General features: G+C 50.0%; 19 protein-coding genes and 5 tRNA genes. 20 read left to right on the top strand and 4 right to left on the bottom strand.

Annotated features, from left to right (window positions below):
- Positions 1 to 35: 35 nt before the first annotated feature.
- Positions 36 to 1142, top strand: coding sequence for a DUF3179 domain-containing (seleno)protein (locus tag ACO08I_RS25280; protein WP_421947492.1), 1107 nt, complete (start codon positions 36 to 38; stop codon positions 1140 to 1142).
- A gap of 803 nt (positions 1143 to 1945) precedes the next feature.
- Here ACO08I_RS25280 and ACO08I_RS25285 read toward each other — a convergent pair.
- A complete protein-coding gene (locus tag ACO08I_RS25285) occupies positions 1946 to 2392 on the bottom strand; it encodes an energy transducer TonB (RefSeq protein WP_282775349.1) in 447 nt (148 codons plus the stop codon).
- A 108-nt stretch (positions 2393 to 2500) separates the two neighbouring features.
- On the opposite strand from ACO08I_RS25285, the gene ACO08I_RS25290 reads away from it, so the two are divergent.
- The gene (locus tag ACO08I_RS25290) at positions 2501 to 3397 is read left to right on the top strand and encodes a tyrosine-type recombinase/integrase (protein WP_282775350.1); all 897 of its coding nucleotides are present in this window, start codon (positions 2501 to 2503) and stop codon (positions 3395 to 3397) included.
- A 58-nt stretch (positions 3398 to 3455) separates the two neighbouring features.
- Positions 3456 to 3761, top strand: a complete 306-nt coding sequence (gene hpf / locus ACO08I_RS25295) for a ribosome hibernation-promoting factor, HPF/YfiA family (RefSeq protein ID WP_044222956.1) — start codon at positions 3456 to 3458, stop codon at positions 3759 to 3761.
- A gap of 9 nt (positions 3762 to 3770) precedes the next feature.
- On the opposite strand, the gene ACO08I_RS25300 is transcribed toward hpf, so the two are convergent.
- Positions 3771 to 4079, bottom strand: a complete 309-nt coding sequence (locus tag ACO08I_RS25300; RefSeq protein WP_421947493.1) for a hypothetical protein — start codon at positions 4077 to 4079, stop codon at positions 3771 to 3773.
- Positions 4080 to 4158: 79 nt separating this feature from the next.
- Between ACO08I_RS25300 and ACO08I_RS25305 the strand changes: the two genes are divergently transcribed.
- The 15 genes from ACO08I_RS25305 to rpoC all read left to right on the top strand — a co-directional run bounded on the left by ACO08I_RS25305 (position 4159) and on the right by rpoC (position 18298).
- Positions 4159 to 4232 (top strand) — tRNA-Thr (locus ACO08I_RS25305).
- 73 nt (positions 4233 to 4305) lie between these two features.
- Positions 4306 to 4391, top strand: a tRNA-Tyr gene (locus ACO08I_RS25310).
- 104 nt (positions 4392 to 4495) lie between these two features.
- Positions 4496 to 4568, top strand: a tRNA-Gly gene (locus ACO08I_RS25315).
- Between the two features lie 219 nt (positions 4569 to 4787).
- Positions 4788 to 4859, top strand: a tRNA-Thr gene (locus tag ACO08I_RS25320).
- Positions 4860 to 4925: 66 nt separating this feature from the next.
- Positions 4926 to 6122, top strand: a complete 1197-nt coding sequence (gene tuf / locus ACO08I_RS25325) for an elongation factor Tu (protein ID WP_044222958.1) — start codon at positions 4926 to 4928, stop codon at positions 6120 to 6122.
- 100 nt (positions 6123 to 6222) lie between these two features.
- Positions 6223 to 6295 (top strand) — tRNA-Trp (locus ACO08I_RS25330).
- A 40-nt stretch (positions 6296 to 6335) separates the two neighbouring features.
- Positions 6336 to 6539 (top strand): hypothetical protein, encoded by a 204-nt coding sequence (locus tag ACO08I_RS25335; RefSeq protein ID WP_421947494.1) that lies wholly within the window; start codon positions 6336 to 6338, stop codon positions 6537 to 6539.
- 126 nt (positions 6540 to 6665) lie between these two features.
- Positions 6666 to 6866, top strand: coding sequence for a preprotein translocase subunit SecE (gene secE, locus ACO08I_RS25340; protein WP_421947495.1), 201 nt, complete (start codon positions 6666 to 6668; stop codon positions 6864 to 6866).
- A gap of 6 nt (positions 6867 to 6872) precedes the next feature.
- Positions 6873 to 7487, top strand: coding sequence for a transcription termination/antitermination protein NusG (gene nusG / locus ACO08I_RS25345; protein ID WP_238578293.1), 615 nt, complete (start codon positions 6873 to 6875; stop codon positions 7485 to 7487).
- A 113-nt stretch (positions 7488 to 7600) separates the two neighbouring features.
- Positions 7601 to 8077 (top strand): 50S ribosomal protein L11, encoded by a 477-nt coding sequence (gene rplK / locus ACO08I_RS25350; protein WP_044222964.1) that lies wholly within the window; start codon positions 7601 to 7603, stop codon positions 8075 to 8077.
- A 67-nt stretch (positions 8078 to 8144) separates the two neighbouring features.
- A complete protein-coding gene (gene rplA / locus ACO08I_RS25355) occupies positions 8145 to 8837 on the top strand; it encodes a 50S ribosomal protein L1 (RefSeq protein ID WP_044222967.1) in 693 nt (230 codons plus the stop codon).
- Positions 8838 to 8862: 25 nt separating this feature from the next.
- On the top strand, positions 8863 to 9390 hold the full coding sequence (gene rplJ, locus ACO08I_RS25360; protein ID WP_044222970.1) for a 50S ribosomal protein L10: 528 nt from the start codon (positions 8863 to 8865) through the stop codon (positions 9388 to 9390).
- 102 nt (positions 9391 to 9492) lie between these two features.
- Entirely contained in the window at positions 9493 to 9873 is a 381-nt protein-coding gene (gene rplL / locus ACO08I_RS25365; RefSeq protein ID WP_044222973.1) for a 50S ribosomal protein L7/L12, read from the top strand.
- 218 nt (positions 9874 to 10091) lie between these two features.
- The gene (gene rpoB / locus ACO08I_RS25370; RefSeq protein ID WP_044222976.1) at positions 10092 to 13913 is read left to right on the top strand and encodes a DNA-directed RNA polymerase subunit beta; all 3822 of its coding nucleotides are present in this window, start codon (positions 10092 to 10094) and stop codon (positions 13911 to 13913) included.
- 80 nt (positions 13914 to 13993) lie between these two features.
- Entirely contained in the window at positions 13994 to 18298 is a 4305-nt protein-coding gene (gene rpoC / locus ACO08I_RS25375; protein WP_421947496.1) for a DNA-directed RNA polymerase subunit beta', read from the top strand.
- A 96-nt stretch (positions 18299 to 18394) separates the two neighbouring features.
- On the opposite strand, the gene ACO08I_RS25380 is transcribed toward rpoC, so the two are convergent.
- Together ACO08I_RS25380 and ACO08I_RS25385 are read right to left on the bottom strand one after the other, a co-directional pair.
- Positions 18395 to 19384, bottom strand: coding sequence for a hypothetical protein (locus ACO08I_RS25380; RefSeq protein WP_421947497.1), 990 nt, complete (start codon positions 19382 to 19384; stop codon positions 18395 to 18397).
- Complete coding sequence (locus tag ACO08I_RS25385; RefSeq protein WP_421947498.1) at positions 19377 to 19994, bottom strand: RNA polymerase sigma factor; 618 nt, start codon at positions 19992 to 19994, stop codon at positions 19377 to 19379. Before ACO08I_RS25385 ends, ACO08I_RS25380 begins: the two co-directional genes overlap by 8 nt.
- 335 nt (positions 19995 to 20329) lie before the next feature.
- Between ACO08I_RS25385 and ACO08I_RS25390 the strand changes: the two genes are divergently transcribed.
- Together ACO08I_RS25390 and ACO08I_RS25395 are read left to right on the top strand one after the other, a co-directional pair.
- The gene (locus ACO08I_RS25390) at positions 20330 to 23035 is read left to right on the top strand and encodes a S8 family serine peptidase (protein ID WP_421947499.1); all 2706 of its coding nucleotides are present in this window, start codon (positions 20330 to 20332) and stop codon (positions 23033 to 23035) included.
- A gap of 243 nt (positions 23036 to 23278) precedes the next feature.
- A complete protein-coding gene (locus tag ACO08I_RS25395) occupies positions 23279 to 26449 on the top strand; it encodes a CHAT domain-containing protein (protein WP_421947500.1) in 3171 nt (1056 codons plus the stop codon).
- Positions 26450 to 26480: the final 31 nt, after the last annotated feature.

Genomic DNA, 26480 nt, shown 5'->3' on the forward strand with positions numbered 1-26480 from the left:
GCCCTTACTTATTCCAGGAATTGTCATCTCCGATTATGAAATATTTATCCCTGTGGGTGGTTCTTGTCACCTTGATCTGTGTAGGCTGTTCAGCGGATGTGCCCGTGCCGGAAACTACGATTCCTGCGAGCCCGGGGCCAAAGACCAAAGTAATAGAGGATTGGCTTGCAGGAAAGCACATAGTCGTTGCAGGAAGTAAAGCCCGCAACGTGGTGGTGGCTTTTGAGCGCGAACTCAACGGCGTGTTGCTAGACTTTCAGGGGGTAGACCGTGGCTTTCCTGTTATTATGACTGATGCTTCCGGTACCAGCTGGGATGTTTGGGGGCGAGCAGTCAATGGTCCTTTGGCGGGCAGTCAGCTTCGCCCACTTAATTCCGGAATGGGGTATTGGTTTGTCTTTAGCGCATCTTACCCTGGTCTCGAACTGCATGGGGCAGAAGGTACCGATGCCCCTTTGACCTGGGATACCCTGCCGGGATGGAGCGTTCCGGAAGCAGGGGTGGCTCAGGGAGCCGACTTCGATGAGATAGAAGCCCTCGACGATCCTCAGTTCATACAATACCATCCTTTCGAAATCTCACCGGATGCCGGGTTTTACCTGACCGATGAAGACCTGGTCGTTGTGGTCCGGATCAACGGAGAAACAAAAGTCTACCCACACGCTATCCTAAACTGGCACGAAATCATAAACGATGAAGTCGGCGGAATCCCGGTTTCGGTTACTTACAGCCCGCTAACCGGGACCGCAAAAGTGTGGGAAAGAGACAGTATCCTTTATGGAGTGTCTGGGCTGATCTACAACAATAATATGCTGGCTTTCGACCGATTCACAGAGAGTTTTTGGTGGCAGCTGGAAGGCAGGTGCATATTTGGAGGATTACAGGGGGAATCACTGGCGCTGCGGCATTATCTGGAAACGACCTGGGGTACCTGGACAAGAGTGGATCCCTCTCCGGTAGTTGTATCTGACCTGCAAGGTAGCGGCTATGCTTACCGGGATTTCCCCTATGGAGACTATCCCTCCAATGGGCACATCACCTATCCCCTTCTTTTTGAGGATAACCGGCTTCCGCCTAAGGAGCGGGTCTTTGCTATTATTGCGGATGGTATATGTAAGGTTTACCCATTGAGTGACTTTTGAGCTATGCGTTGTCTGCAAATTTTTCTGGTTTCTGTTTGCCGTTGAGTCTTTACGGGCAAGGCTGTTGTTCCTGTGGCCCCTTTGTCTGACAGCCTGGGGCTTGAGCCGATTCAGGGCAGGTATTGGCAGGTTGAATCGATATTCGACTACAATACATAGCAGGCCCTCATTCCATGCACGGAATCCGTTGCTGATAACCCCCGCAACCGGTGGACTTACGCCGGGTTGCTCAGAATGAGTTACACCTTTAATGCGCGCCTGTTTTTCACGGTTCCAGCTCCCCGGGTACAACCGGAAGAAAGGATCAGGCGGGGCGGCGGAGGCCAAAGTATTAATTATACGCAATACGAAGTGGTCACCTACTGGCGCTGACGGCCAGCACGGGGAACGATAAATGTCGGGTCTTTGATCCAGACATTCATCGTCTGGGGTCGTTGATCCAGACATTCATCGTCTGGGCGGTTGATCCAGACATTCATCGTCTGGAATCTTGGATTTGCGACATCGGTCCGTGACGAAGCATAGCTTGTCAGGACAGGTCCGTGACGAAGCATAGCTTGTCAGGACAGGTCCGTGACGAAGCATAGCTTGTCAGGACAGGTCCGTGACGAAGCATAGCTTGTCAGGACAAGCGCAAGCCACTTCCCAGCGTAAATGCTGACCCTCCCGCCTTTAAGGTGGTCAAAGCCCAAAGACGACGAGACACGCGCAAGCATTGAGTAGATTTGCTGTGGCAAACCACTTAATCGTCAGTATACGCACAGGGTCTTGGAGATGCGGTGATTCTCGGGAGCTGAAAAGAATTAAAACTCAATCGTATAACTATAACTACCCCCACCCGAAGGCGCAGCAGGCTTGGTCGGCTCCGCTTTCGCTGAAGACGTATACTCGTACTGCACAGCAGTAGGCTGCGCTTCCGGCTTAGGCAAACGGAAATGCACCTTAATAGTATTGTGAAAAACCACCTTCGTTTTCTTCCCGGGCAATTTCGGTACTTCGAACTTTAACAGCTTCGTCACCCGTACCGCTTCCTCATCACAACCCTGACCAATGCCAGAGACGACCTGCGCTTCGGTAACCTGCCCCTCGTGGTTGATGCTGTATTTCAGCACAACGGTGCCTTCCACCTTTGCTTTCAGCGCTTCCTTCGGGTATTGGAGGTTTTGCGCAATGAACTGCCGCAGTGCCTTAGGGCCGCCCGGATATACCGGCTTTTTGATGAAATGTTTGTCTTTCTTTTCGCGTTGCATAGCTAGGCTTTAAGATCAGGGGTGAACCCCGCTGAAGTGATCAATGATAAGAAAATTTGACAAATAATCTTTTTCTACCTAACTTGATTCCACAGTTAAGCCCACTAAATGAAACTAGAGTCCTTCTTTCAATACCTGGAATTCGAGAAGCGTTTCTCTATCCATACCATTACCGCTTATCGCAAAGATCTGCAGCAATTCATGGAATACCTGAGTAAGGCTTTAGGTATTGACCAAATGCAGGAGGTCCGCCACAGCCATATACGGTCTTTCATGGTGGAGCTGATTACGGAAGGGCGGGAAGCCCGGACGGTTAACCGTAAGCTTTCCACTATCAAGGCCTACTACCGTTTTTTGCTCCGCAGAGGGCATTTAGCAGAAGACCCCACCCTCAAGGTATCGGCCCCCAAATTGCCGAAGCGCCTGCCAGGGGCGGTGCGGAAAGAAGCACTTCAGATCTTGTTCAGTGAGGTCACATTCCCGGAAGGATATGAAGGTAAAAGAGACCGGTTGGTCCTGGAGCTGTTGTATGCCACCGGGATGCGCCGCTCGGAGTTGATCGCGCTACGCCCGGAGGACTTTAACTGGGCGCAGCAGGAGATTCTCATTCGCGGTAAAGGGGGGAAGGAAAGACTGGTGCCGATTGGGAAAAGCCTGGTGCTGGAAGTGCAGGACTTCCTCAGGTGGCGTGAAGAGCTGCCCGGAGCTAACAAACAAAAGCTCCTGTTGCTTACCGCAAAAGGCAAACCTATGTACCCCAAGCTGGTCTATAATATTGTACGTAAGTACCTCTCGGCTGTGAGCCCCGACGAGCGGCTTGGGCCACACGCCCTTCGCCACTCCTTTGCGACTCACTTGTCTGAGAATGGCGCCGAGCTTAATGCGATAAAAGCTTTGCTGGGGCATTCCAGCCTGGCTTCCACGCAAGTATACACGCATAACTCTGTAGAGCGGCTAAGAGCCGTTTACCAACAAGCCCATCCTAACGCAAAAGGGGAAGATTAGCATCTGCCCCCTGATGTACGACCATATTTAACCTCATTATCATCAAAAAGGAAAGATTATGAAAGTTCAAACAGAAGCAGTATCGTTCAAAGCCGACCAGAAACTCATCGATTTTATCGAACAGAAGCTACAGAAGATGGAAAAATATTTTGACAGGATTATCGAAGCTAAGGTGACGCTGAAACTGGAAAACTCCGGTCAGGTCAAAGACAAGATCGCAGAGCTCAGCATAAGTGTCCCCGGAGATACTTTATTTGTGCGGGAATCCGCCAAAACTTTTGAGTCCTCAGTAGACGGTGCTGCCTCGACGATGCGCCGGCAACTGATCCGGTACAAAGACCGCCTCCGTCGCAAATCGGCTTAAGCCGCAAGATCAGGCTTTCTGTTGTAAGCCTGATGTATAAAGGATGGGGTTATTTGCGCCGCTTGGGTTAAGGCTCAAGCGGCGCAAGTTATTTAACGGGGAACTTTTTCCGATTCTATAGACTAATGGTATTGCAGGTTGTCCGGGAATTGCTAACTTTGCCGGGCAACTGAAAAAAAGTACCAAAAAAAGTGAACGAGCTTTTTGAATATTGACAAAAGTTGTATCTTTGCAATCGCTTTGAGAAAATGATCCAAAAGCGATGTTTGACAGGCTAAAAAAAAAGTGTTTTACCGCTTGCGGATTTGATTCTTTCAATTATCTTTGCGGGGCGATTTCAGGAAGGGTGTTACCAACCACTTTTCCGGTGTAAAAGTTGCTGTACAATGAGTCATAAGCCAGCATAGCTCAGTTGGCCAGAGCAGCTGATTTGTAATCAGCGGGTCGGGGGTTCGAATCCCTCTGCTGGCTCAAAAGCAGCAAAATCGCTTTAAAACACAAACTGCTTTCCGGAGGCTTTTTCAGAAGTTTTTGGGAAGCAAACGGGGGTGCGCCGGAGTTGGAGAGCCGGGCCAGACTGTAAATCTGGTGACTTTGTCTGAATAGGTTCGAATCCTATCACCCCCACCATTTCAGTTCCAACTGAAATTTTCGCCAATGCTACGAAGGTAGCTAAGGCGTTTTGCTGTTTCTGGTCCCTGCAAAGGGATCGCAGCATTTGAAAAGTTAGAAAAGCGGGTGTAGCTCAGTTGGTAGAGCATCAGCCTTCCAAGCTGAGGGTCGCGGGTTCGAGTCTCGTCGCCCGCTCTAATTTTCCCAGACTGCTGGGAAAACATGAAGAATAGGGGAGTGCCCTTCATCAGAATAAGGTAACCTGATCTTCTTCTTCTGAAATATTGATAAGTGTCTTGCTTAGGCAGGCACAAAAAATAAGCCGGTCACGGCAAGGAGCGTCTGCCTGATACCGAAGTTACTCTGGCAAGAGTAGCAGGATGGAAGTGCAAGCTTCATGAATGTAAAAGTTAAGCCAATGTAGCTCAGGGGTAGAGCACTTCCATGGTAAGGAAGGGGTCAGGGGTTCAATTCCCCTCATTGGCTCACTTTAGTGAACGGTACTTTATTCTGATTCATTACTAAAATTTCGCATCAAAAATTTGATTACCGATGGCTAAGGAAACTTTTGAAAGAACGAAACCCCACTTGAACGTGGGTACTATCGGTCACGTTGACCACGGTAAGACGACGCTTACTGCGGCAATCACAAACGTATTGGCCGACGCGGGTTTCGCTGAGAAGAAAGACTATGACTCTATCGATGCTGCTCCAGAAGAAAAGGAGCGTGGTATCACCATTAATACGGCACACGTAGAGTACCAAACAGAAAACCGTCACTACGCTCACGTTGACTGCCCAGGTCACGCTGACTACGTAAAGAATATGGTTACTGGTGCTGCTCAGATGGACGGTGCGATCCTTGTTGTGGCTGCTACCGACGGTCCAATGCCACAAACTCGTGAGCACATCCTGCTCGCTCGCCAGGTAGGTGTACCTAGCATCGTTGTCTTCATGAACAAAGTTGACCTCGTTGATGACGAGGAAATGCTTGAGCTCGTTGAGATGGAAGTTCGTGAGCTGCTTGATCAGTACGAATTCGACGGCGACAACGCTTCTATCATCCAGGGCTCTGCACTGAAGGCACTCGAAGGAGATGCTGACGCACGTCAGAAAATCCTTGACCTGATGGCTGCTGTTGACTCAGATATTCCTGAGCCGGAGCGTGCAATCGATAAGGACTTCCTGATGCCTATCGAGGACGTATTCTCTATCACAGGTCGTGGTACTGTTGCTACAGGCCGTATCGAGCGTGGTGTTATCAACACTGGTGATCCCGTTGAGATCATCGGTATGATGGCTGATGACGCGAAGCCACTGACTTCCACTATCACAGGTGTGGAAATGTTCCGTAAGATCCTGACTCGTGGTGAAGCTGGTGACAACGCTGGTCTGCTGCTGCGTGGTATCGACAAGAACGACATCAAGCGTGGTATGGTAATCTGTAAGCCAGGTTCTGTTAAGCCTCACAAACACTTCAAGTGCGAGGTTTACGTACTGAGCAAGGAAGAAGGTGGCCGTCACACGCCATTCTTCAACGGCTACCGCCCACAGTTCTACTTCCGTACCACTGACGTAACTGGTGATGTGAATCTGCCAGACGGTGTTGAGATGGTAATGCCTGGTGACAACGTTTCACTCGAAGTGAAGCTGCTGAACACCATCGCAATGGAGAAAGGTCTGCGTTTTGCGATTCGCGAAGGCGGTCGTACCGTAGGTGCCGGTCAGGTAACTGAGATTATCGACTAAGCAACTTTCGAACGAAACTTGTACAGGTTTATCGCCTGTAAGCAAGTCTTGAAATAAGTGAGGAAGACTGGGTTGTGTTCAACTCGGTCTTCTTCCACACACGGGCATAGCTCAACTGGTAGAGCGACGGTCTCCAAAACCGTAGGCTGGGGGTTCAAGTCCTCCTGCCCGTGCAAATGCTAAGCCGGAGGACGCAGGAATACAATCCCGGTGATGCAGCTGTTGGGAGCGATAGCGACCTTACAGATGCACGACCGGGAAGTCCTCCTGCCCGTGCAAGTGCTAAGCCGGAGGACGCAGAAATACGATCCCGGTGATGCAGCTGTTGGGAGCGATAGCGACCTTACAGATGCACGACCGGGAAGTCCTCCTGCCCGTGCAAGTGCTAAGCCGGAGGACGCAGGAATTACCTGCTAATGGCTGGCAAAATTTACAGGGTAAATTCATTATGAATCCCATAGATACAGCGGATAGTTGTGCTATGGGACGTCCCTGTAAATTGGAAAAAATAATTTTAGGCTTCAACTTAACAAGCGAGGTAAGATGGAAAGGTTGAAATTGTACATTCTAGAGAGCTATAATGAGCTTGTTACTAAGGTAACCTGGCCATCATGGTCAAACCTGCAGAGCAGCACAGTCGTCGTTTTGGTGGCTTCAATTCTGCTCGCACTGGTTATTTTCCTCATGGATGTAGTGTCCAAGGGCGTACTGGACCAGATCTATAGCTCTAATTTTTCAGGATAATCCGTAATGATGTCTGAGGACAACGAAAAGCATATCGAAGAAGAAGAAATCACTAATGAACCATTAGAGTCTACGGGCCCTGATAAAAAGTGGTACTCTCTTCGTGTTATTAGTGGTAAAGAGCGTAAGATCAAGGAACGTATTGAGCTTGAAATCGACCGCTCAAAATGGGCAGACTTCATTACGCAGGTACTGGTACCAACTGAAAAGGTATATAAAATCCGTGCCGGGAAAAAAGTGATTTCCGAGCGGAATATCCTTCCTGGCTATATCCTGATTGAAGCTATCCCTGCCAGGTTGTCTGGTGAGATCATTCAAACCATCGCCAATATTCCAAATGTCATTCACTTTTTGGGTAAGAATAACCCTATCCCCATGCGCCCTTCCGAGGCCAACCGTATGCTGGGCAAAGTGGATGAGTCGCAGGAGGCAGGCGAAGCCATGATCGAGCCATTTATCGTTGGCGAGACAGTAAAGATCATTGATGGTCCGTTCAGCGAATTTGTTGGAGACATTCAGGAAGTGAATGATGAGAAGAAGAAGCTAAAGGTTATTGTTAAAATCTTTGGCAGAGGTACGGAAGTTGAGCTCAACTTCATGCAGGTAGAGAAGACCTCATAACTGGATTGTAATTTTAGCTACACGCTTTTGTCCCTGTTTTCCGACTGATGCAACCGGAATGCAGGAGCTTCCCCTAAGCAACGTAGCCCCAAATATTTTTAAAGCGAGATACAATGGCTAAGGAAATAGATACTTTTATCAAGCTGCAGGTTCGTGGTGGTGCTGCTAATCCCGCTCCTCCGGTAGGTCCGGCTCTTGGTGCTAAGGGGGTCAACATCATGGAGTTCTGTAAGCGTTTCAACGCGGAGACACAGGACAAGCAGGGGCAGGTATTGCCGGTTGTGATCACGGTGTTTAAGGACAAGTCTTTCTCCTTCGTAATCAAAACACCACCGGCGGCGGTACAGCTTCTCAACGCAGCTAAGCTTAAGAAAGGTTCTTCTGAGCCTAACCGTGACAAAGTCGGTACGGTAACCTGGGACGATTGCAAAGCAATTGCTGAAAACAAAATGACAGACCTCAACTGCTTCACAGTGGAATCCGCGATGAAGATGGTTGCAGGTACTGCCCGCAGTATGGGTATCGTTGTTAAAGGCACACCACCCTGGATGACTGAGGAAGAAGCAGCGGCAGCTGCTGCTGAGAACTAGCAAAACATTTTTAAGCAGGGAGTTCAGGCATGACACCTGGACGCTATTCACCTCAAAATATTTCACAATGGCAAAAGTTGGAAAAAAACGAGCTGCTGCTGAAGCAAAAGTCGATCGTAGCAAGAGCTACACGCTCGATGAAGCCGCGGCACTCGTAAAAGAAGTCAATACGACAAAGTTTGACGCTTCCGTTGATTTGCATGTTCGTTTGGGCGTAGACCCACGAAAGGCAGATCAGGCTATCCGTGGCACTGTAGTGCTGCCTCATGGTACCGGTAAGACCAAGCGCGTACTGGTTTTCTGTACTCCTGACAAGGAAGAAGAAGCAAAAGCCGCTGGTGCAGACTATGCCGGACTCGATGAGCTGGTTCAGAAAGTACAGGGTGGCTGGACTGACTTTGATGTTGTCGTGGCGATGCCACAGACAATGGCTCAGGTCGGTCGGCTCGGCCGTATTCTTGGTCCCCGTGGTTTGATGCCAAACCCTAAGACAGGGACGGTTACTCCGGATGTTGCTGCGGCAGTATCAGACGTAAAAGGCGGCAAGATTTCTTTCCGCGTAGATAAATATGGTATCATTCACGCTTCCATTGGCCGCGTGTCCTTTGAGCCACAAAAGCTGGCTGAAAATGCGAAGGAACTGCTCGGCACACTGAGCCGTATGCGCCCGGCATCTGCTAAGGGTACTTACATGCGCAATGTAACGATGGCAAGCACGATGAGCCCCGGTATTCGGGTAGACGCCAAAAACATTGGTTAAGTAAACTTTTCAAAACCGAAGAGCAATGACTAGAGCAGAAAAGACAGCTACCATTGAGGCGTTGAAGGAGAAACTATCCGGGGTAGAATACTTTTACCTCGCAGATTCTTCTACGCTTACGGTAGAACAAATCAATAAGTTCCGCGGCATGTGCTTCGAGAAGGGCGTGGAGATGAAGGTGGTGAAAAACACCCTCATCAAGAAAGCCCTCGAAGCTGCTTCCGGGGAAAAGAATTACGAAGAACTTCATCAGGCACTTAAGGGGCATACAGCGATCCTGTTTACAGAGACCGCAAATGCGCCTGCAAAACTGATTAAGGAATTCCGCAAAGACGGTGAGAAGCCTGCGCTCAAAGCAGCTTATATCGAATCTGATGTTTATATCGGTGACGATCAGCTCGAAGCACTGGCGAACCTCAAATCGAAGGAAGACCTGTTGGCAGAGGTTATTTCATTGCTGCAGTCTCCTGCGAAGAACGTTATCGGCTCCCTCAAGTCTGGAGGTCAGACCATTGCTGGTCTGCTCAAGGCACTGGAAGAGCGCGCGGCGTAATTCAACCTGGCAGCCCCCTGTGGGGCCGCCCAATCCATACGGCTTCCAAGCTGTACGCACAATATATTTTTAAACGTACACTACTTCAAAAATTATCTTACAATGGCAGATCTGAAAGAATTTGCAGAACAGCTGGTCAACCTCACTGTTAAGGAGGTCAACGAACTGGCTAACATCCTGAAAGAGGAATACGGCATTGAGCCTGCTGCTGCAGCTGTTGCAGTTGCTGCAGGTGGTGGCGCAGCCGAAGGCGGTGCAGCTGCTGAAGAAAAGACTGAGTTCGACGTTATCCTGAAGTCTGCTGGTGCAGGCAAACTGAAAGTCGTTAAGGAAGTGAAAGGCTTGCTTGGCGTCGGTCTGAAGGAAGCGAAAGAACTGGTTGACGGCGCTCCTGGTACCATCAAAGAAGGTGTGCCTAAGGAAGAGGCTGAAAAAATCAAGGAAGCACTGGAAGGCGCCGGTGCTGAAGTTGAGCTGAAGTAATCAGCACATACAAAGGAAGGGGAGTAAGCAGGTTCCCTTTTGGAAACAGCTTATTCCTCTCCCCTCAAGGCTTAGCGAGTTGGTCTCCAACTGGCTAAGCCTATCGTCGTATAGATAAGTTCACGAAAATTGAACTTTTTCCATAATTTTGGGTATTATTACAGCGGCTGCTTTTGAGAGAAAGCTCTTGACTGCCAAGAACACAAACAATATTGCCAATGACGTCAAACGGTAAGGTATTGACCGCCGAAGAGAAGAGAGTGAACTTCGGCAAAATAAAGCTTCCCTCACCATACCCCGATCTTCTTGAAATCCAGTTAAAGTCTTTTCAGGAGTTCTTCCAGTTGGAAACAACCCCTGAAAATCGTATGAACGAAGGACTTTATAAGGTTTTTCAGGAGAATTTCCCTATCACGGATGCCAGAAACATTTTCGTTCTGGAATTTCTCGATTACTTCGTTGACCCTCCCCGCTACACCATCGATGAGTGTATGCAGCGAGGGCTTACCTATAGTGTGCCGCTGAAAGCTAAGCTGCGCCTGTCTTGTAATGACGAAGAGCACGTGGATTTCCAAACCATCGTGCAGGATGTATTCCTCGGGAACATCCCTTACATGACACCTAAGGGTACCTTCGTGATCAATGGTGCTGAACGGATCATAGTGTCACAGCTTCACCGTTCGCCAGGGGTATTCTTTGGGCAAAGCTTCCACCCCAACGGAACCAAGATCTATTCTGCCCGTGTGATCCCCTTCAAGGGCGCATGGATGGAATTCGCCACCGACATCAATACGGTGATGTATGCTTACATCGACCGTAAGAAGAAGTTCCCGGTAACGACGCTGATGCGGGCGATCGGGTATGATACGGATAAAGCCATTCTCGATATCTTCGACCTTGCAGACGAAGTACCTGCTACCCGCGACGGGCTCGAAAAAGCTATCGGGCGTAAGCTGGCTGCCCGGGTACTGCGAAGCTGGTCTGAGGATTTCGTAGATGAGGATACCGGTGAAGTGGTTACCATTGAGCGGAATGAAATTATCCTGGAGCGGGATATTGTACTCGACGAGGACAATATTGAGCTTATCCTCAATGCAGAAACCGAAACGGTTATCCTGCAAAAGGATGAAATTGACCAGGATTACTCCATTATATACAATACACTGCAAAAAGACCCTTCCAGTTCTGAAATGGAAGCGGTGCAGTATATCTACCGACAGCTGCGCGGTACAGATCCACCCGATGAAGAAACTGCCCGCGGTATCATCGATAAGCTGTTCTTCTCCGATAAGCGTTACAACCTCGGGGAAGTGGGGCGCTACAAGATCAACCGCAAGCTGAAACTGGATATTGATAAGGAAACGCTGGTACTTACTCGCGAAGACATCATCTCTATCGTGAAGTATCTGGTTAGCCTGATCAACCAGAAAGCAGAAATTGATGACATCGATCACCTGAGCAACCGCCGCGTGCGTACGGTGGGCGAGCAGCTTTATGCGCAGTTCGGTGTAGGTCTGGCCCGTATGGCCCGTACCATCCGTGAGCGTATGAATGTTCGGGATAACGAGGTCTTTACGCCAATTGACCTGATCAATGCACGGACTTTATCTTCTGTGATTAACTCGTTCTTCGGAACCAGTCAGTTGTCTCAGTTCCTGGATCAAACCAACCCGCTGTCTGAAATTACGCACAAGCGGCGTATTTCTGCCCTCGGGCCAGGCGGTCTTTCCAGAGAGCGTGCCGGCTTTGAGGTACGTGACGTTCACTATTCTCACTACGGCCGTCTATGTACTATTGAGACACCGGAAGGGCCAAACATTGGTCTGATTTCCACCCTTTGCGTTCACGCGAAGGTGAATAAGATGGGCTTCCTCGAAACCCCTTACCGGAAAGTGACTTCCGGGTCCGTAGAGGTAAAACTGGAACCCGAATACCTGTCAGCTGAGGGCGAAGACTTTAAGCGGATCGCTCAGGCGAACGCTCCAATCACGGAAAAAGGAGCCTTTGAGTCTGATCGTATTAAGTGCCGTGAACACGGTGACTTCCCCGTACTTGCGCCCGATGAAATAGAGTACATGGACGTTGCGCCTAACCAGATTGTTGGGGTGTCGGCTTCTATGATCCCTTTCCTGGAGAACGATGACGCCAACCGTGCCCTCATGGGGTCAAACATGCAGCGTCAGGCCGTTCCACTGCTGCGCCCGCACTCACCAGTTGTGGGTACAGGACTGGAAGGTAAAGTGGCTCGTGACTCCCGTATGCTGATCAACGCTGAAGGAGATGGCGTGGTGGAATACGTTGATGCGAATGAAATCATCATCCGCTACGACCGGACCGACGAGGAGCAATTAGTTTCCTTCGAAGACAACCGGAAGATTTACAAGCTGATCAAGTTCCGCCGGACGAACCAGGGGACAAGTATTAACCTGAAGCCGATTGTAAAGCGCGGACAGCGCGTTACGAAGGGACAAATCCTTTGTGACGGCTACGCTACCGAGAAAGGCGAACTGGCATTGGGGCAGAATCTGAAAGTGGCATTCATGCCATGGAAAGGCTACAACTTCGAGGATGCTATTGTACTCTCTGAGCGTGTAGTCCGCGAGGATATCTTCACTTCCATCCACATCGAACACTTCGAAATGGATGTCCGGGACACCAAGCTCGGTGAGGAAGAGCTGACTAACGATATTCCAAACGTCAGTGAAGAAGCCACCAAAGACCTCGACGAAAACGGTATCATCCGGGTTGGTGCATGGGTGCGTGAAAGCGATATCCTGATCGGTAAGATTACTCCTAAGGGAGAGTCTGACCCAACTCCGGAAGAAAAGCTTCTCCGTGCGATCTTCGGTGATAAGGCCGGTGATGTGAAGGATGCCTCTATGAAAGCACCTCCTTCCACTAAAGGTGTAATTATCGATAAGCAACTCTTTGCCCGTGCCAAAAAGGATAAAGTCCAGAAAGCACAGGAGAAAGAATTGCTCACGAAGCTGGAAGACCAGCACAAGATTGCGCTCAACGAGCTCAAGACCATCCTGATTGACAAGCTGCTGATCCTGATCAAAGGCAAGGTTTCTCAGGGCGTGAAGAGCATCTACAACGAGCCTATTATTCCTAAAGGGACCAAGTTCACACAGTCTCAGTTGCGCGAAGTTGACTACACAAGTGTTGACTACACGAACTGGACAGACAATGACGACACGAACGGTCTGATAGCTAAGCTGCTGCACAACTACAGCATCAAAGTGAACGAGGAAGTTGGCCGTTATAAGCGCGAGAAGTTCAACATCAGCATTGGTGATGAGCTGCCCGCAGGCGTACTTAAGCTGGCAAAAGTCTACATGGCTAAAAAGCGTAAGCTTCGTGTAGGAGATAAACTGGCAGGTCGCCACGGTAACAAAGGCATCGTTTCCCGGATTGTGCGTATTGAAGATATGCCGTTCCTGGAAGATGGTACAGCGGTTGATATCGTGCTGAACCCACTGGGTGTACCTTCCCGTATGAACCTCGGACAGATTTTCGAGACCGTACTGGGCTGGGCAGGTGAGAAGCTGGGAATGAAGTTTGGTACGCCAATCTTCGATGGTGCCAGCAAGGAGGAGATCGATGAGTACATTCAGCAGGCCGGATTGCCAAGCCTTGGTCAGACGTATCTTTACGATGGCGAGACCGGCGACCGTTTCCATCAGCAAGCCACAGTAGGTGTGATCTACATGCTGAAGCTGTCGCACATGGTGGATGACAAGATGCACGCACGTTCCATCGGGCCATACTCCCTCATCACGCAGCAGCCACTAGGTGGTAAAGCACAGTTTGGTGGTCAGCGTTTTGGTGAGATGGAGGTATGGGCACTCGAGGCATTCGGTGCAGCCAACATCCTGCAGGAGTTGCTCACCATCAAGTCGGACGACATCAACGGGCGTGCAAAGGCTTACGAGTCTATTGTGAAAGGCGACCCACTGCCGGACCCAAGCATTCCGGAGTCGTTCAATGTACTGGTGCACGAGCTTCGCGGCCTGGCACTGGATGTGAAGTTCGACTAGGTCATGCTGTTGCTGCAGCCTAACAAATAAGATTGTTTCACTGGGGCAGCCCTGTTGCTGCCCCATACCAACAATACCATATGTCCTTTAAGAAACAGAATAATATTCAGACCCAAAACTTCGACAGTATCACCATTAGCCTGTCTTCTCCGGATGAAATTCTGGAGCGTTCATACGGTGAGGTGCTGAAGCCGGAAACGATCAACTACCGCTCCTATAAACCGGAGCGTGATGGTCTGTTCTGCGAACGCATCTTCGGACCGGTAAAAGACTATGAGTGCTATTGCGGTAAATACAAGCGTATCCGGTACAAGGGTATTGTTTGTGACCGTTGTGGAGTGGAGGTGACGGAAAAGAAAGTCCGCCGTGAGCGCATGGGCCATATCAAGCTGGTGGTCCCTGTGGTACACATCTGGTTCTTCAAATCACTGCCCAACAAGATTGGGTATATGCTTGGGCTTTCTTCCAAGAAGCTGGAAAGTATCATCTACTACGAGCGTTATGTAGTGATTCAGCCAGGTGTGAAAGAAGAAGAAGGCGTAGCTAAAATGGACCTCCTGACGGAAGAAGAGTACCTGGAAATTCTGGATACCCTGCCGCAGGACAACCAAATGCTGGACGATGAGGACCCCAATAAGTTCATCGCTAAGATGGGAGCGGATGCTGTCCGTGACCTGTTGATGCGACTTGAGCTGGATCAGTTGTCCTTCGCCCTGCGCCATCAGGCTGCCAATGAAACTTCGCAGCAGCGTAAGTCCGAGGCTCTGAAGCGCCTTCGGGTAGTGGAAGCCTTCCGCGATGGACTGACCCGTATTGAAAATCGTCCGGAATGGACCATCATTCAGTACTTGCCGGTTGTACCACCTGAACTGCGCCCTCTGGTGCCGTTGGATGGTGGCCGCTTCGCGAGTTCTGACCTGAATGACCTCTACCGCCGGGTGATTATTCGAAATAATCGTCTCAAGCGCTTGCTCGAAATCAAAGCGCCTGAAGTAATTCTGCGTAACGAGAAGCGGATGCTACAGGAAGCTGTGGATTCTCTCTTCGATAACTCCCGTAAATCCAACGCTGTGAAAGCTGAGGGCGGGCGGGCATTGAAGTCGCTGAGTGATATTCTTAAAGGTAAGCAGGGGCGTTTCCGTCAAAACCTGCTCGGTAAGCGTGTGGACTATTCCGGCCGTTCGGTGATCGTTGTAGGCCCAACGCTTAAGCTTCACGAGTGCGGTATCCCTAAGGCGATGGCAGCTGAGCTGTTCAAGCCATTTGTGATCCGTAAGTTGATCGAGCGCGGTATTGTGAAGACGGTAAAATCTGCTAAGAAACTTGTAGACCGTAAGGACCCTATCATCTGGGAAATCCTCGAAAATATACTGAAAGGGCATCCGGTTATGCTTAACCGGGCACCAACGCTGCACCGTCTTTCCATTCAGTCCTTCCAGCCGAAGCTGATTGAGGGTAAGGCGATTCAGCTGCACCCGCTGGTATGTGGTGCCTTCAACGCCGACTTTGACGGTGACCAAATGGCGGTACACGTGCCTCTGAGCCACGCCGCAATTCTGGAAGCGCAAGTGCTCATGTTGTCTTCTCACAACATGCTTAACCCACAGAACGGGTCGCCGGTTACGCTGCCTTCTCAGGATATGGTACTGGGGCTTTACTACATTACTAAAGAGCGCCGCTCCACCGAAGAGACCAAAGTAAAAGGTGAGGGTCGTCGTTTCTACTCTCCTGAAGAGGTGATGATTGCCTACAACGAAGGGCAGCTCGACCTGCATGCTTCAATCAAGGTCCGAGTGAAGGTAGAGAATGAAGAAGGCGAGTTGGCCAATAAGCTCATTGATACAACTACCGGACGGGTTATGTTTAACCAAAACGTGCCCAAAAGCGTGCCTTTTGTCAATGTACTGCTGACGAAGAAGAACCTGAAGCGGGTCATTGGTGACGTCATTGAGCGGACTGACTTTGCGGTCACGGCAGCCTTCCTTGATGCGATCAAGGAAATGGGCTTCCTCTGGGCTTTCAAAGGCGGTCTGTCCTTCAACCTGGGTGACCTGATCGAGCCTTCTGTTAAGATCAACACACTGGAAGAAGCGCAAGCTGAGGTAGATGAGGTCTGGGATAACTATAACATGGGCCTTATCACCAACAACGAGCGCTATAACCAAATTATCGATAAGTGGACCTATGCGGATAACCGCATCACGGATGTTCTGATGAAGGAGCTGGCTTCTCACAAGCAGGGCTTCAACTCTGTATTCATGATGCTGGACTCCGGTGCACGGGGTTCCAAGCAGCAGATTAAGCAGCTGTGCGGTCTTCGTGGACTGATGGCGAAGCCGCGGAAATCGGGTGATACCGGTGGAGCGGTTATCGAAAACCCAATTCTGTCCAACTTCGTAGACGGTCTGTCCGTACTGGAGTACTTTATCTCTACCCACGGTGCCCGTAAGGGTCTGGCGGATACCGCCCTGAAGACGGCTGATGCAGGTTACCTGACACGTCGTCTTGTGGATGTTGCCCAGGACGTGGTTATCCATGAGGATGATTGCAACACCTTGCGTGGCATAGAAACCACCGCACTTCTGGATAACGACAAAGTAGTCGAGGATTTGAAATCCCGTATTGCTGGCCGCTTCATCCTGCATGATGTCCTGCACCCCGAGACGGAAGAGGTTATGCTCAAGGCCGGAGAGTATGTTACTGAGGCTATGGCTGCCAGAATAGAAGAGGCGGAAGTAGAGTCGGTAACGATCCGTTCGGTACTCACATGCGACACCAAGCGAGGTGTTTGTGCAAAGTGCTATGGTAAAAACCTGGCAACGGGCCGGACCGCTGAGTCGGGAGATGCCGTGGGTATCATTGCTGCACAGTCGATCGGTGAGCCGGGTACACAGCTGACGCTGCGGACCTTCCACGTAGGTGGTATCGCATCGGTTTCCAAGTCAGAATCTGAGATCGTTTCCAAGTTTGAAGGTAAGATCGAATTCGATAGTATCCGAACAACAGAAATGGTGGAAGAACCTGGTGAAGAGAAGGACATCGTTCTGTCTCGTACCGGTGAAATCCGGATCGTGGACGCCAAGTCCGGTAAGCAATTCGCGAGCCACTATGTTCCTTACGGTGCTAACCTGCACGTGAAGGAAGGTCAGAAGATCAAGAAAGGAGATATGATTGCGGATTGGGATCCGTTCAACGCCGTAATTATCTCTGAATTCTCAGGTGTAGCCAAGTTCGAGTCTATTGAAGAAGGTTCAACTTATCGTGTTGAGCGGGACGATCAAACGGGCTACGCAGAGAAGGTGATCGTAGAAAGCAAGAACAAGCGCAAAATCCCAACTGTCAAAATCGTAAGTGCAGACGGTGAGGAATTGCGGAGTTATAACCTGCCGGTGGGCTCTTACCTTTCTATTGATGAGGGTGATACGATCCGCGCCGGTCAGAAGATTGCCAAGATTCCACGTAAGCTGGGTAAGATCGCCGATATCACCGGTGGTCTGCCACGGGTAACAGAGCTTTTCGAGGCTCGTAACCCATCCAACCCTGCAGTGGTTTCTGAAATCGACGGTGTAGTCTCCTTCGGTAAGATCAAGCGGGGTAACCGCGAGGTAATGGTCGAAGCGAAAGATGGTCAGAAGCGTAAGTACCTGATCGGTCTTTCCAAGCACATCCTGGTACAGGAAGGTGACTTCGTTCGCGCAGGCACTCCACTGTCTGATGGAGCAACTGCGCCACGCGATATTCTGAATATCAAAGGGCCATTTGCCGTACAGTCTTACCTGGTCAACGGGGTACAGGAAGTATACCGGGCACAGGGTATCACCATCAACAACAAGCACATTGAGGTGATCGTGCGTCAGATGATGCGCCGCGTGCAAATCGAGGATCCGGGTGATACCAGCTTCCTCGAAGGCGAAGCGGTTGAGAAGTACCAATTCCTGGAGCAGAACGACTGGATTTTCGATAAGAAAGTCGTTACCGAGTCTGGCGACTCTAACAAGCTGCGCCCCGGACAACTCGTGACTTTGCGTCAGCTGCGGGAAGAAAATTCTCAGCTGCGCCGCAATGACCTCGAGCTGGTGCAATACCGCGATGCAGTGCCTGCGACATCAAGCTCGCTCCTGCAGGGTATCACTAAGTCTTCACTGGGTACGGAAAGCTGGATTTCTGCCGCTTCCTTCCAGGAAACGACTAAGGTACTGAGCACAGCAGCAATCGGTGCCAAAATGGACTTCCTCAACGGTCTGAAAGAGAACGTCATCGTAGGTAAGCGTATCCCGGCTGGTACGGGCATGCGTGAGTACGAAGATCTCTTTGTAACCACCATGGAAGCGCACGAGGCACACGAAGCACGCCGCAAGCAATTAGAAGAAGTAGCTGAAGAGTAAAATCGGAAGCTTAGGATAAAAAGTAAGCCCCCTTCTGGTCATGCCGGGAGGGGGCTTTTTTGTAGCTGAATGACCAAAAATCGTGGTTATTTGAATTTAATCAAGCGCGTTGATTTCATCCAATAACTGTTGGGCTTCCTCCTGTATTTCAGGGGAGGTGCTTTCAGTGGTAACCTGCTTTAAGGCCTCCAAACCTTTGGGGTTTTCAGTAGCTAAATAGGACAGTGCAAGATACCATTCCATTTCCGCTTGCTGTGAATAGTTCAGTTGGGTCAGGTTTTCCAGGATGGGGATGGACTTTTCATACTCACCTTTTTCGAAGTAAATAAAGGCGAGGTATTGTTGCGCGTTGAGATATCGCCGCTCCTGGGCTTCCGGTACTTTAAGCAAGGCAGATTCAGCTTCATCGAGTTTCCCTTCTCCCATCAGGCGATAACCTTTGGCTAGGGGGGACTCATTTGGCTGAGCTCCTTTTCTAATTATATATGTTCCACCTGTTGCATGGGTATTCGTAGCTACTGCCAGTGCAAGCTGTTGTATTGCTTCGGATGGCTGAGGTTCTTTTGCACTAGCGACTGGTGGAGGGGTTTTAGATTCTTTTTTGGCTGGGGCTGGCGCTTTTTTAGTTTCCTGAGCAGGCGGCTCGGAAGTGGCGGCTTCGGTTGGAGCATCTACAGAAGGTTCCCTATCCTCTGATTGGACACTTGAAGGTGGGTCTTCGTTCACCGCATCGGTGCTAGCAGTTTCTTGGGGTGATGGCCAAGACCAAAAAACTAAACCGGCACATATAATTAAGACGGATCCCCACATTACCCACTGACCCGGGAATGAACCAGCTTTGGGCTTAGGGGCTGTATCAGATATCGCGGCAGGGGAAGATGCTTCTTCATTCCACGCTTTCATCATTTCGTCCAGCTTCTCATCTACCATGACTTCTGCCAGCTCCTGTTCCAGGCGCACCAATTCCAGTTGGTCAGCTACGTCCTTATCGGAGTCAATGAGCTGCCGGACTTCAGCCTGTTCTGCTGCATCCAAACTGCCTTTTAGATAGGCATCAAGCTTTTCATGTAGGGTTGCTTTATCCATAGCTCAGGCTTTTTAGAAGTGCATTTAAGGTAGGTTGGCTGGCCAGTTTTTCTTTGAGCTTGGTCATGCAGCGGTATCTGATCTTTCGTACCGCTTCCTCCGCCTCAATTTCCAGCTTTTGTTTAATCTCTTCACTGTTGTAACCTTCGTAGCCCATCATGATGACTTTTTTGCACCGATCGCCAAGGAGCGCCAGTACTTTTTGCAGCTGGCTTTTTCGTTCCCGGCTCATCATCCGGGTTTCCGGCGTATGCTCATATTCGTCATCCAATGTCTCTTCCTTATCTGTAAGGGTAGTCCGCTGGTAGAAGCTTTTTTTCAAGCCGTCGAGCCAGCAGCGGATACAAATGCCTACAAAAAAGGTACGCAAACTACTCCTGCCTTCGAATTTACCATTCAAAAGATGCCGGTAAAACGCTTTGAACCCTTCCTGGAAGGCATCCTGTGCATCATTTGCACTCCCTCCCTTTTGCTGGATTTTGCGTATGACCGATGCCCTCAGCTGCTGGTCTGTAAAGAAGGCTTTCAGGGCATTGGCCCTTTCCTGTTCGCTGCCCCTGATCATTTTCAGGAGCTGCTCATCGGAGTATTGAGGTTTCGTTGTGGGCATACTTCAGGATTATGGGGCGAGTATTGTTGTAAATGTATTTAAAATAAAGGGAATCAATCAAATGCGGGCATGAGAAAAGAAAGAATAGGGATGGCCTTAGCGTTTTCATCCTTATACACTATTTAGTTGCCATTGCTGAGACGGCAGGGGTTTTCAGGTGTTGTATGCTTAAATTTAAATCTTATAAACGAGAGATATTGGTTTTTACGAAAGGCGGAGTATTGAATAGCTTGGAAAATATACTACTGGAAAAACAGGGCGTATCAGGGGGACATTTAGACCGTTGTTTCCACTAACCAGGCAGTTTAATAACCTTTTAAATCCTTTACACCGTCATGGAAAATCAAGCTTTCACTTCAGTTTCATTATTGCTGTACATTATATTATTGCTGCTTCTACCCGCAGCTCTCCAATCCCAGCATCAGAACCTTCCCGGCGAATATTACGAGGGGAGGGTTTATGTGAAAATTCAGGAGAGCGCGGGCCTTCAATGGGCCCAAATGGACAGCCTGCAAGACCTGTCAGCCTACGGGCCATTTGCCGAGCTGTTCAGGGCATTTGGTGTATACCGCATTCACAAGCCATTCGGCAGGCTTTCAAGCTCTTTTTTTGACCATACTTACCAATTGTATTTTTCAGAAACCGGTCAGGAACAGGCGTTCATACAATTGCTGATGCGGGAGCCTGCAGTAGAATTTGCAGAGCAGGTGCCGGTCATGCGCTCCTTTTATACGCCCAATGATGCCTATGCAAACAACTCCAATCAGTGGTTCCTCGCTCAGATTGATGCTTACGATGCCTGGGACCTGCACCAGGAAGGAGAAGCGGTAGTTGTTGCAATAACGGATGATGCGGTGAAATGGGACCATGAGGACTTAGAAGGCAACCTCTGGATAAATGAGGCAGAATACGATGGGATCGAAGGCATAGATGATGATGGGAATGGATATATAGATGACTATATCGGCTGGGATGCGGCCAACTGGGACAATGACCCCCAGCCTCCGGCTTATGCATCTTCAGCTGTTTTTTCTCATGGCACTCACTGCGCGGGGATTGCCGGTGGGGTAACTGACAATTGGGTTGGAGGCGCCTCTATTTCTTTCAATAATGCCCGGATCATGTCGTGTAAAGGGAAAACAGATGGTACAACTGGAACCGAGATTGACGAAGTGTGGGGCGCATTTGCATACGCGGTGGCAGCCGGAGCAGAAATCATCAGTTGCTCGTGGGGCGGGGGTTTTTCAGTGGTAAACTCTAACCTTGTAAGCCTGGCCATTGATAATGGCGCGATAGTGGTCGCAGCTGCGGGTAATGATAATACTTCAATCCCATCTTATCCTGCAGCCTACACCGGAGTGTTAGCTGTTGCCAATACACGTTCCGGAGATGTGCGCAACACCAGCTCCAATTATGGATATTGGGTGGATATAGCAGCCCCAGGTACGAATATCTTAAGCCCAATCGCTTTCAATCAGGGCAGCTATGACAGCTATAATGGCACTTCTATGTCCTGCCCGATGGTGGCAGGGCTGTTGGCGCATATGAAGTCTTACAAGCCCAATGCGGCAAATGAGGAAATAGTCGACTGTTTGCTGAGCAGTGCTGATAATATCGATGTTGTCAACCCTGGTTTTGTGGGTGCGCTGGGCAGCGGCCGCATTAACGCACGGGCTGCCTTGGAATGCCTGGATGCGGGCGGCGGCGGTGGTGGGTGCAATGGGATTGCCCTGGGGTTGACTATTACCCTGGATGATTACGGGGATGAAACCACTTGGGGTGTTTATCAATCAGGCAGTGGCAGTCTTCTTGCCTTCGGTGGGCCCTATGAAGAAGGGTTAGAAGGGGTGGTGGTGGAGGAAGCGCTCTGCCTGCAGGAAGGCTGTTATAACTTGGTCTTTTCCGACTCTTACGGTGATGGTATGTGCTGTGACTTTGGTGATGGGAGTTATACCCTGGCTTTACCTACGGGGGAAGTGTTAGTATCTGGTGGGGATTTTGAGGAGCAGGAAGTCACCTCTTTTTGCGTAGGCGATAGCGGTGGTGGCTGTACGCCTCCCAATGATTTGCAGACCTTAGAGACGGGATACTCTCATGTATATTTGGTTTGGTCCCCGGTTGGCGGAGGAGCGGATGCTTACCGGACCCGCTTCAAAACAGAGGGGCAGACAGGCTGGATAACAGGCAACTGGTTTACGTCGCCCTCCACCATTTGGGGGAATATGCAGCCCTGCCGCAACTACGAATTTCAGGTGCAGTCGCGCTGCGATGGTGTCGAAGGCGAATTCTCGAATTCAGTCCTTTTCTCTACACGTGGGTGTGAAGATGCGTACTGTTACTCCTACGGTACCACATGGGATGACTGGATTGCAAGGGTGCAGCTCAAGGAAATTGACCATGAAACAGGCAAATCTTATGGGTTTGGCGATTACATGGACCTGTCTGCAAATCTGGAGCAGGGCGCTCAGTATCCGCTTACGCTGACGCCCGGGACAGATGACAATCAACAACCGGTGTACTGGCGGGTTTGGATAGATTTTAATCAGGATGGAGATTTTCAGGATGCTGATGAATTAGTCTTTCAGCAGTCTGCAATGAATACAACACCGGTTTTCGGAGCGATCAACATTCCCGGGAATACACTTACAGGCCCAACGCGCATGCGGGTCAGTATGGACCCCAATGGTTTTGCCGAATCCTGCAGTACAGGTAGTGCCCGGGAGGTGGAAGATTATACTGTGATTGTCAATGAGGGAAGCCCGAATTCGAGCTCATGGGAGGAGACCATGGCTTCTTCAGTAGAGGTGTTTCCTAATCCGGTACGAGAAAGGGTCTATGTGAAATTACCAAAAAGGATGGACGATCCTGCGAGTTTTGTATTGCTGAACGCACAAGGGCAAGTGGTGAAGCGATGGTCCCAAATGGAGGTAAACGAAAGTCAGCAGGTTAGTTTGGACATTAGTGAGTTACCATCGGGACTGTTTTGGCTGGAAGTAAGCTGGGCGTCGTCCCGGGCTGTGAAAAAAATAGTAATACATTAAATTCAATCAACAGAGGCTGCCTTAATGGTAGCCTTTGTTGTATATTTAAGGTACGCCCGCTATTGTTGCCGATAAGTAGAAGGGTGCCACTTACTATACTGACGATTAAGTGGTTTGCCACAGCAAACCTACTCAATGTCAGCATCTACGCTGAGAAGTGGCTTGCACCTGTCCTGACAAGCTACGCTTCGTCACGGGCCGATGTCGCAAACCACTTCGTATTGCGTATAACCTCAGTCAGACATGAAAGCTACGTTATTTTTGCTCACCGCATTAGGGTTTTCTCTTTTTGTTTCAGCTCAGGAGCCCGGCACTTCGATAAAGGACTCTGCTGATGCAGAAATCGTGCTCCACCAAATTGATACCCTGATCAAACAACGGGATTACACCGCTGCGCTGGAATTGGTCAAAGCAGTTAAGCCAGATTTTATTGATGCTTTTGGAGACCGAACCCCGCTCCTGGCAGACCTCGTCAATTTTGAGGGCGAGGTGTATTATTACACCAGAGACATGGATCGGGCTATTCAGGCATTCAATCAGCTGCTGTCTATCCGGCAAGAGCACTTTGGTCCGGAGGCTTTAGAGACTTTACTAGCCTACCGGAGCCTGGCCATTTGCTACAACCGTGCGCAGGATTACAAAAAAGCGATAGAAGTTGGAGAAGCCCTGTTGAAGATTTATTCAGGTCAGGATAAGGCGCCTACCCATGATAAGGCGGATGCATTGGTCATAATCGGGAACGCTTATACTGCCCTGGCAGATTATGATATTGCGGTTACCTATCAGGAGAGGGCACTTCAGGAACGGCTTTACGCAGCGCCGAAGGACCTTCGAAAGGTGGCACGCGCCCATAATGCGGTGGGGTATGCGTACTACCAAATGGGAGATAATGATAAAGCTATTGAGCATTATTCAGCAGCGCTTGACCTAACCACTGATCTTTTTGGAGCGGAAGACCTGAACTTGTTCTTGCCCCTGAGCAATCTCGCATCGGCCCATCAGACAAAAGGCGACTACAGGGCTGCTGTTGAACTACAGCTGAAAGCCATAGATATTCTACTTGCACATCCCCAGGGCAATGAGTACAGCCTCGCGCTGAGTTATAATAACCTTGGAACATGCTATGCTGAAATGAACGACTATGCCAGGGCGCTCCAATTTCATGAAAAAGCTCTGGCGATCAAGAAACAGGCTTTTCCTGAGAGTTATGCCGATTTGGCTTTGTCTTACAACAACATCGGAAGCTGCCATCAATCAATGTTTGACCCGGAGCGCGCTGCTCCGATTTACAAGCAGGCTGTTGCATTACAGGAAAAGGTAACGCAGGGGGGAGAAAAAGCACTGGGGATCTACCTTAACAATGAGGGGACTGTTCTGGTAGAACTGGAGGAAATAGAAGCGGCCATTGCTGCGCATGAGCGTGCCTTGGAGGTTCAGGGAAAGGTGCTGACAGAGCAGCATCAGGACTTAGCATTATCTCACGTCAATTACGGCGCCGCGCTTCAGAGGCAAGGGCGACATTCAGAGGCTTACAGCCACTTTGGACAGGCATTGGAAATTTGGGAGAAAGCATATGGCCCGAGGCACTACCGGGTGGCTTCCGCCCATAAACATTTAGGAGATCATTATGCTGTGGGAGGGGATATGGAACAAGCAAAATGGCACTATCAAAAGAGCCTAGATGCAAATGGATGGTCAATGGAAGGCTTCTCCAGCGTCATGTCATTAGAGTTTTTGCTCAATACTCTGGAGGCGTACTCGAAAATGTATGCATCGGGCCGCCCAAGCCCCGATTACGAACAGGCCGTCATCTGGTCCGATCGAGCGGTGGATGCGCTCCGCTACCAACAGCAAGGGCTGAGCAATTCGGCTTCCCGTTTGCCCTGGCTTCAACGCTATCAGCGGTTATTTGAATTAGGGATAAATAACCGGCTCAGAAAGGGAAGGGAAGCCGCAAATACAGACCCCGTTTTGTTTCAGTACACTGAAGAAAGCAAGGCTGCTATTCTCTACAGTCAGTTACAGGAGTCCAACGCCCTCCACTACGCCGGTATCCCCGACAGCCTACTCGAGAAAGAATACGACCTGCGTGTAGACCTCACCTACTACGATAAAAAGCGGCAGGAAAAACTCCAGGAAGGCCTGGAGGAAACCGACACCACAGTACTTGCTATCAGCTCCCAACTCTTTGACCTCAATCAAGCCTATGACAGCCTCCAGGCACGATTGGAAAGCGATTATCCAGAATATTACCAGCTCAAGTACGACCTCAGCACCGTAAGCGTGGAAAAAGTACAAATGGAGTTATTGGAGGAAGGCCAAGCCCTACTCGAATACTTCGTAGGCGACAGTTCCATCTTCATCTTCAGGATAGAAAAAGACAACTATGAAGTAAAAGAAGTTAAGCGGGACTTCCCGCTTGAGGAATGGGTACAACAATTGCGCGGCAATATCAGTCAGCCGCTGCCTTTTGCCTACGAAGCTTACCTGGAAGTGGCGCCGAAACTCTATGAGAAGCTCATCGCGCCGGTAGCCGAAGGCTTGCCCGAACAGCTTGTCATTGTACCGGATGGCATTTTGGGGTATATCCCGTTTGAGGCTTTGCTGATGGAAAAGCCCGATGCGAATAATTTATATGCCGCCGAGCGATTGCCCTACCTGCTCCGGGAGCATCAGGTCAGCTATTGTTATTCGGCTACGCTGCTGAAGGAAATGAAAGAGAAAAAACACCGGAAAGCACCCACGCGCGAACTATTGGCGGTAGCTCCCTTTGCAACGGTGGATACGGTGCTATCCAGCCACCTCGACCAAAGCGACTGGCTGGCGGGCACACGGAGCGATACGCTTTGGGGCTTACCGTACACACAGGCAGAGCTGGACAGCATTCAAAGGGTTTTCAAAACAGACGCCTTCTACGGAGCAGAAGCCACCGAAGCATCGTTTGTAGAAAGAGCAGGAGACTACCGCATCCTCCATTTATCGACCCACGGAAAAGCGGACCCTCGGGTAGGCGACTACTCCTACCTGGCCTTCTACCCAAAACCGGACAGTTTAGAAAATGAGCTGCTTTACGTCCGTGACCTGTACAATCTTCAGCTGAATGCCGACCTGGTCGTGCTCTCTGCCTGCGAGACCGGTACCGGTGAGCTGCAGCGCGGCGAAGGCATCATCAGCCTGGCGCGGGCCTTTGCCTATGCCGGTGCCAAAAGCATTGCCACTACGCTTTGGCAAGTCAATGACCAAAGCACGCAGGAGTTGATGGTCCGCTTTTATCGGTACCTTAAATCGGGGATGACCAAGGATGCCGCCTTACGGCAGGCAAAGCTGGATTACCTGGATGGTCATAACGATACCGGTGCCTATCCTTTTTACTGGGCGGCATTTATTGGGGTGGGGGATATGGGGTCGCTCTAATTGCTTGGGTTATGCCTAGAAGCGGAGCCGT

The organism is Phaeodactylibacter xiamenensis (genome assembly GCF_965229835.1).
GTDB classification, from domain to species: domain Bacteria; phylum Bacteroidota; class Bacteroidia; order Chitinophagales; family Saprospiraceae; genus Phaeodactylibacter; species Phaeodactylibacter xiamenensis.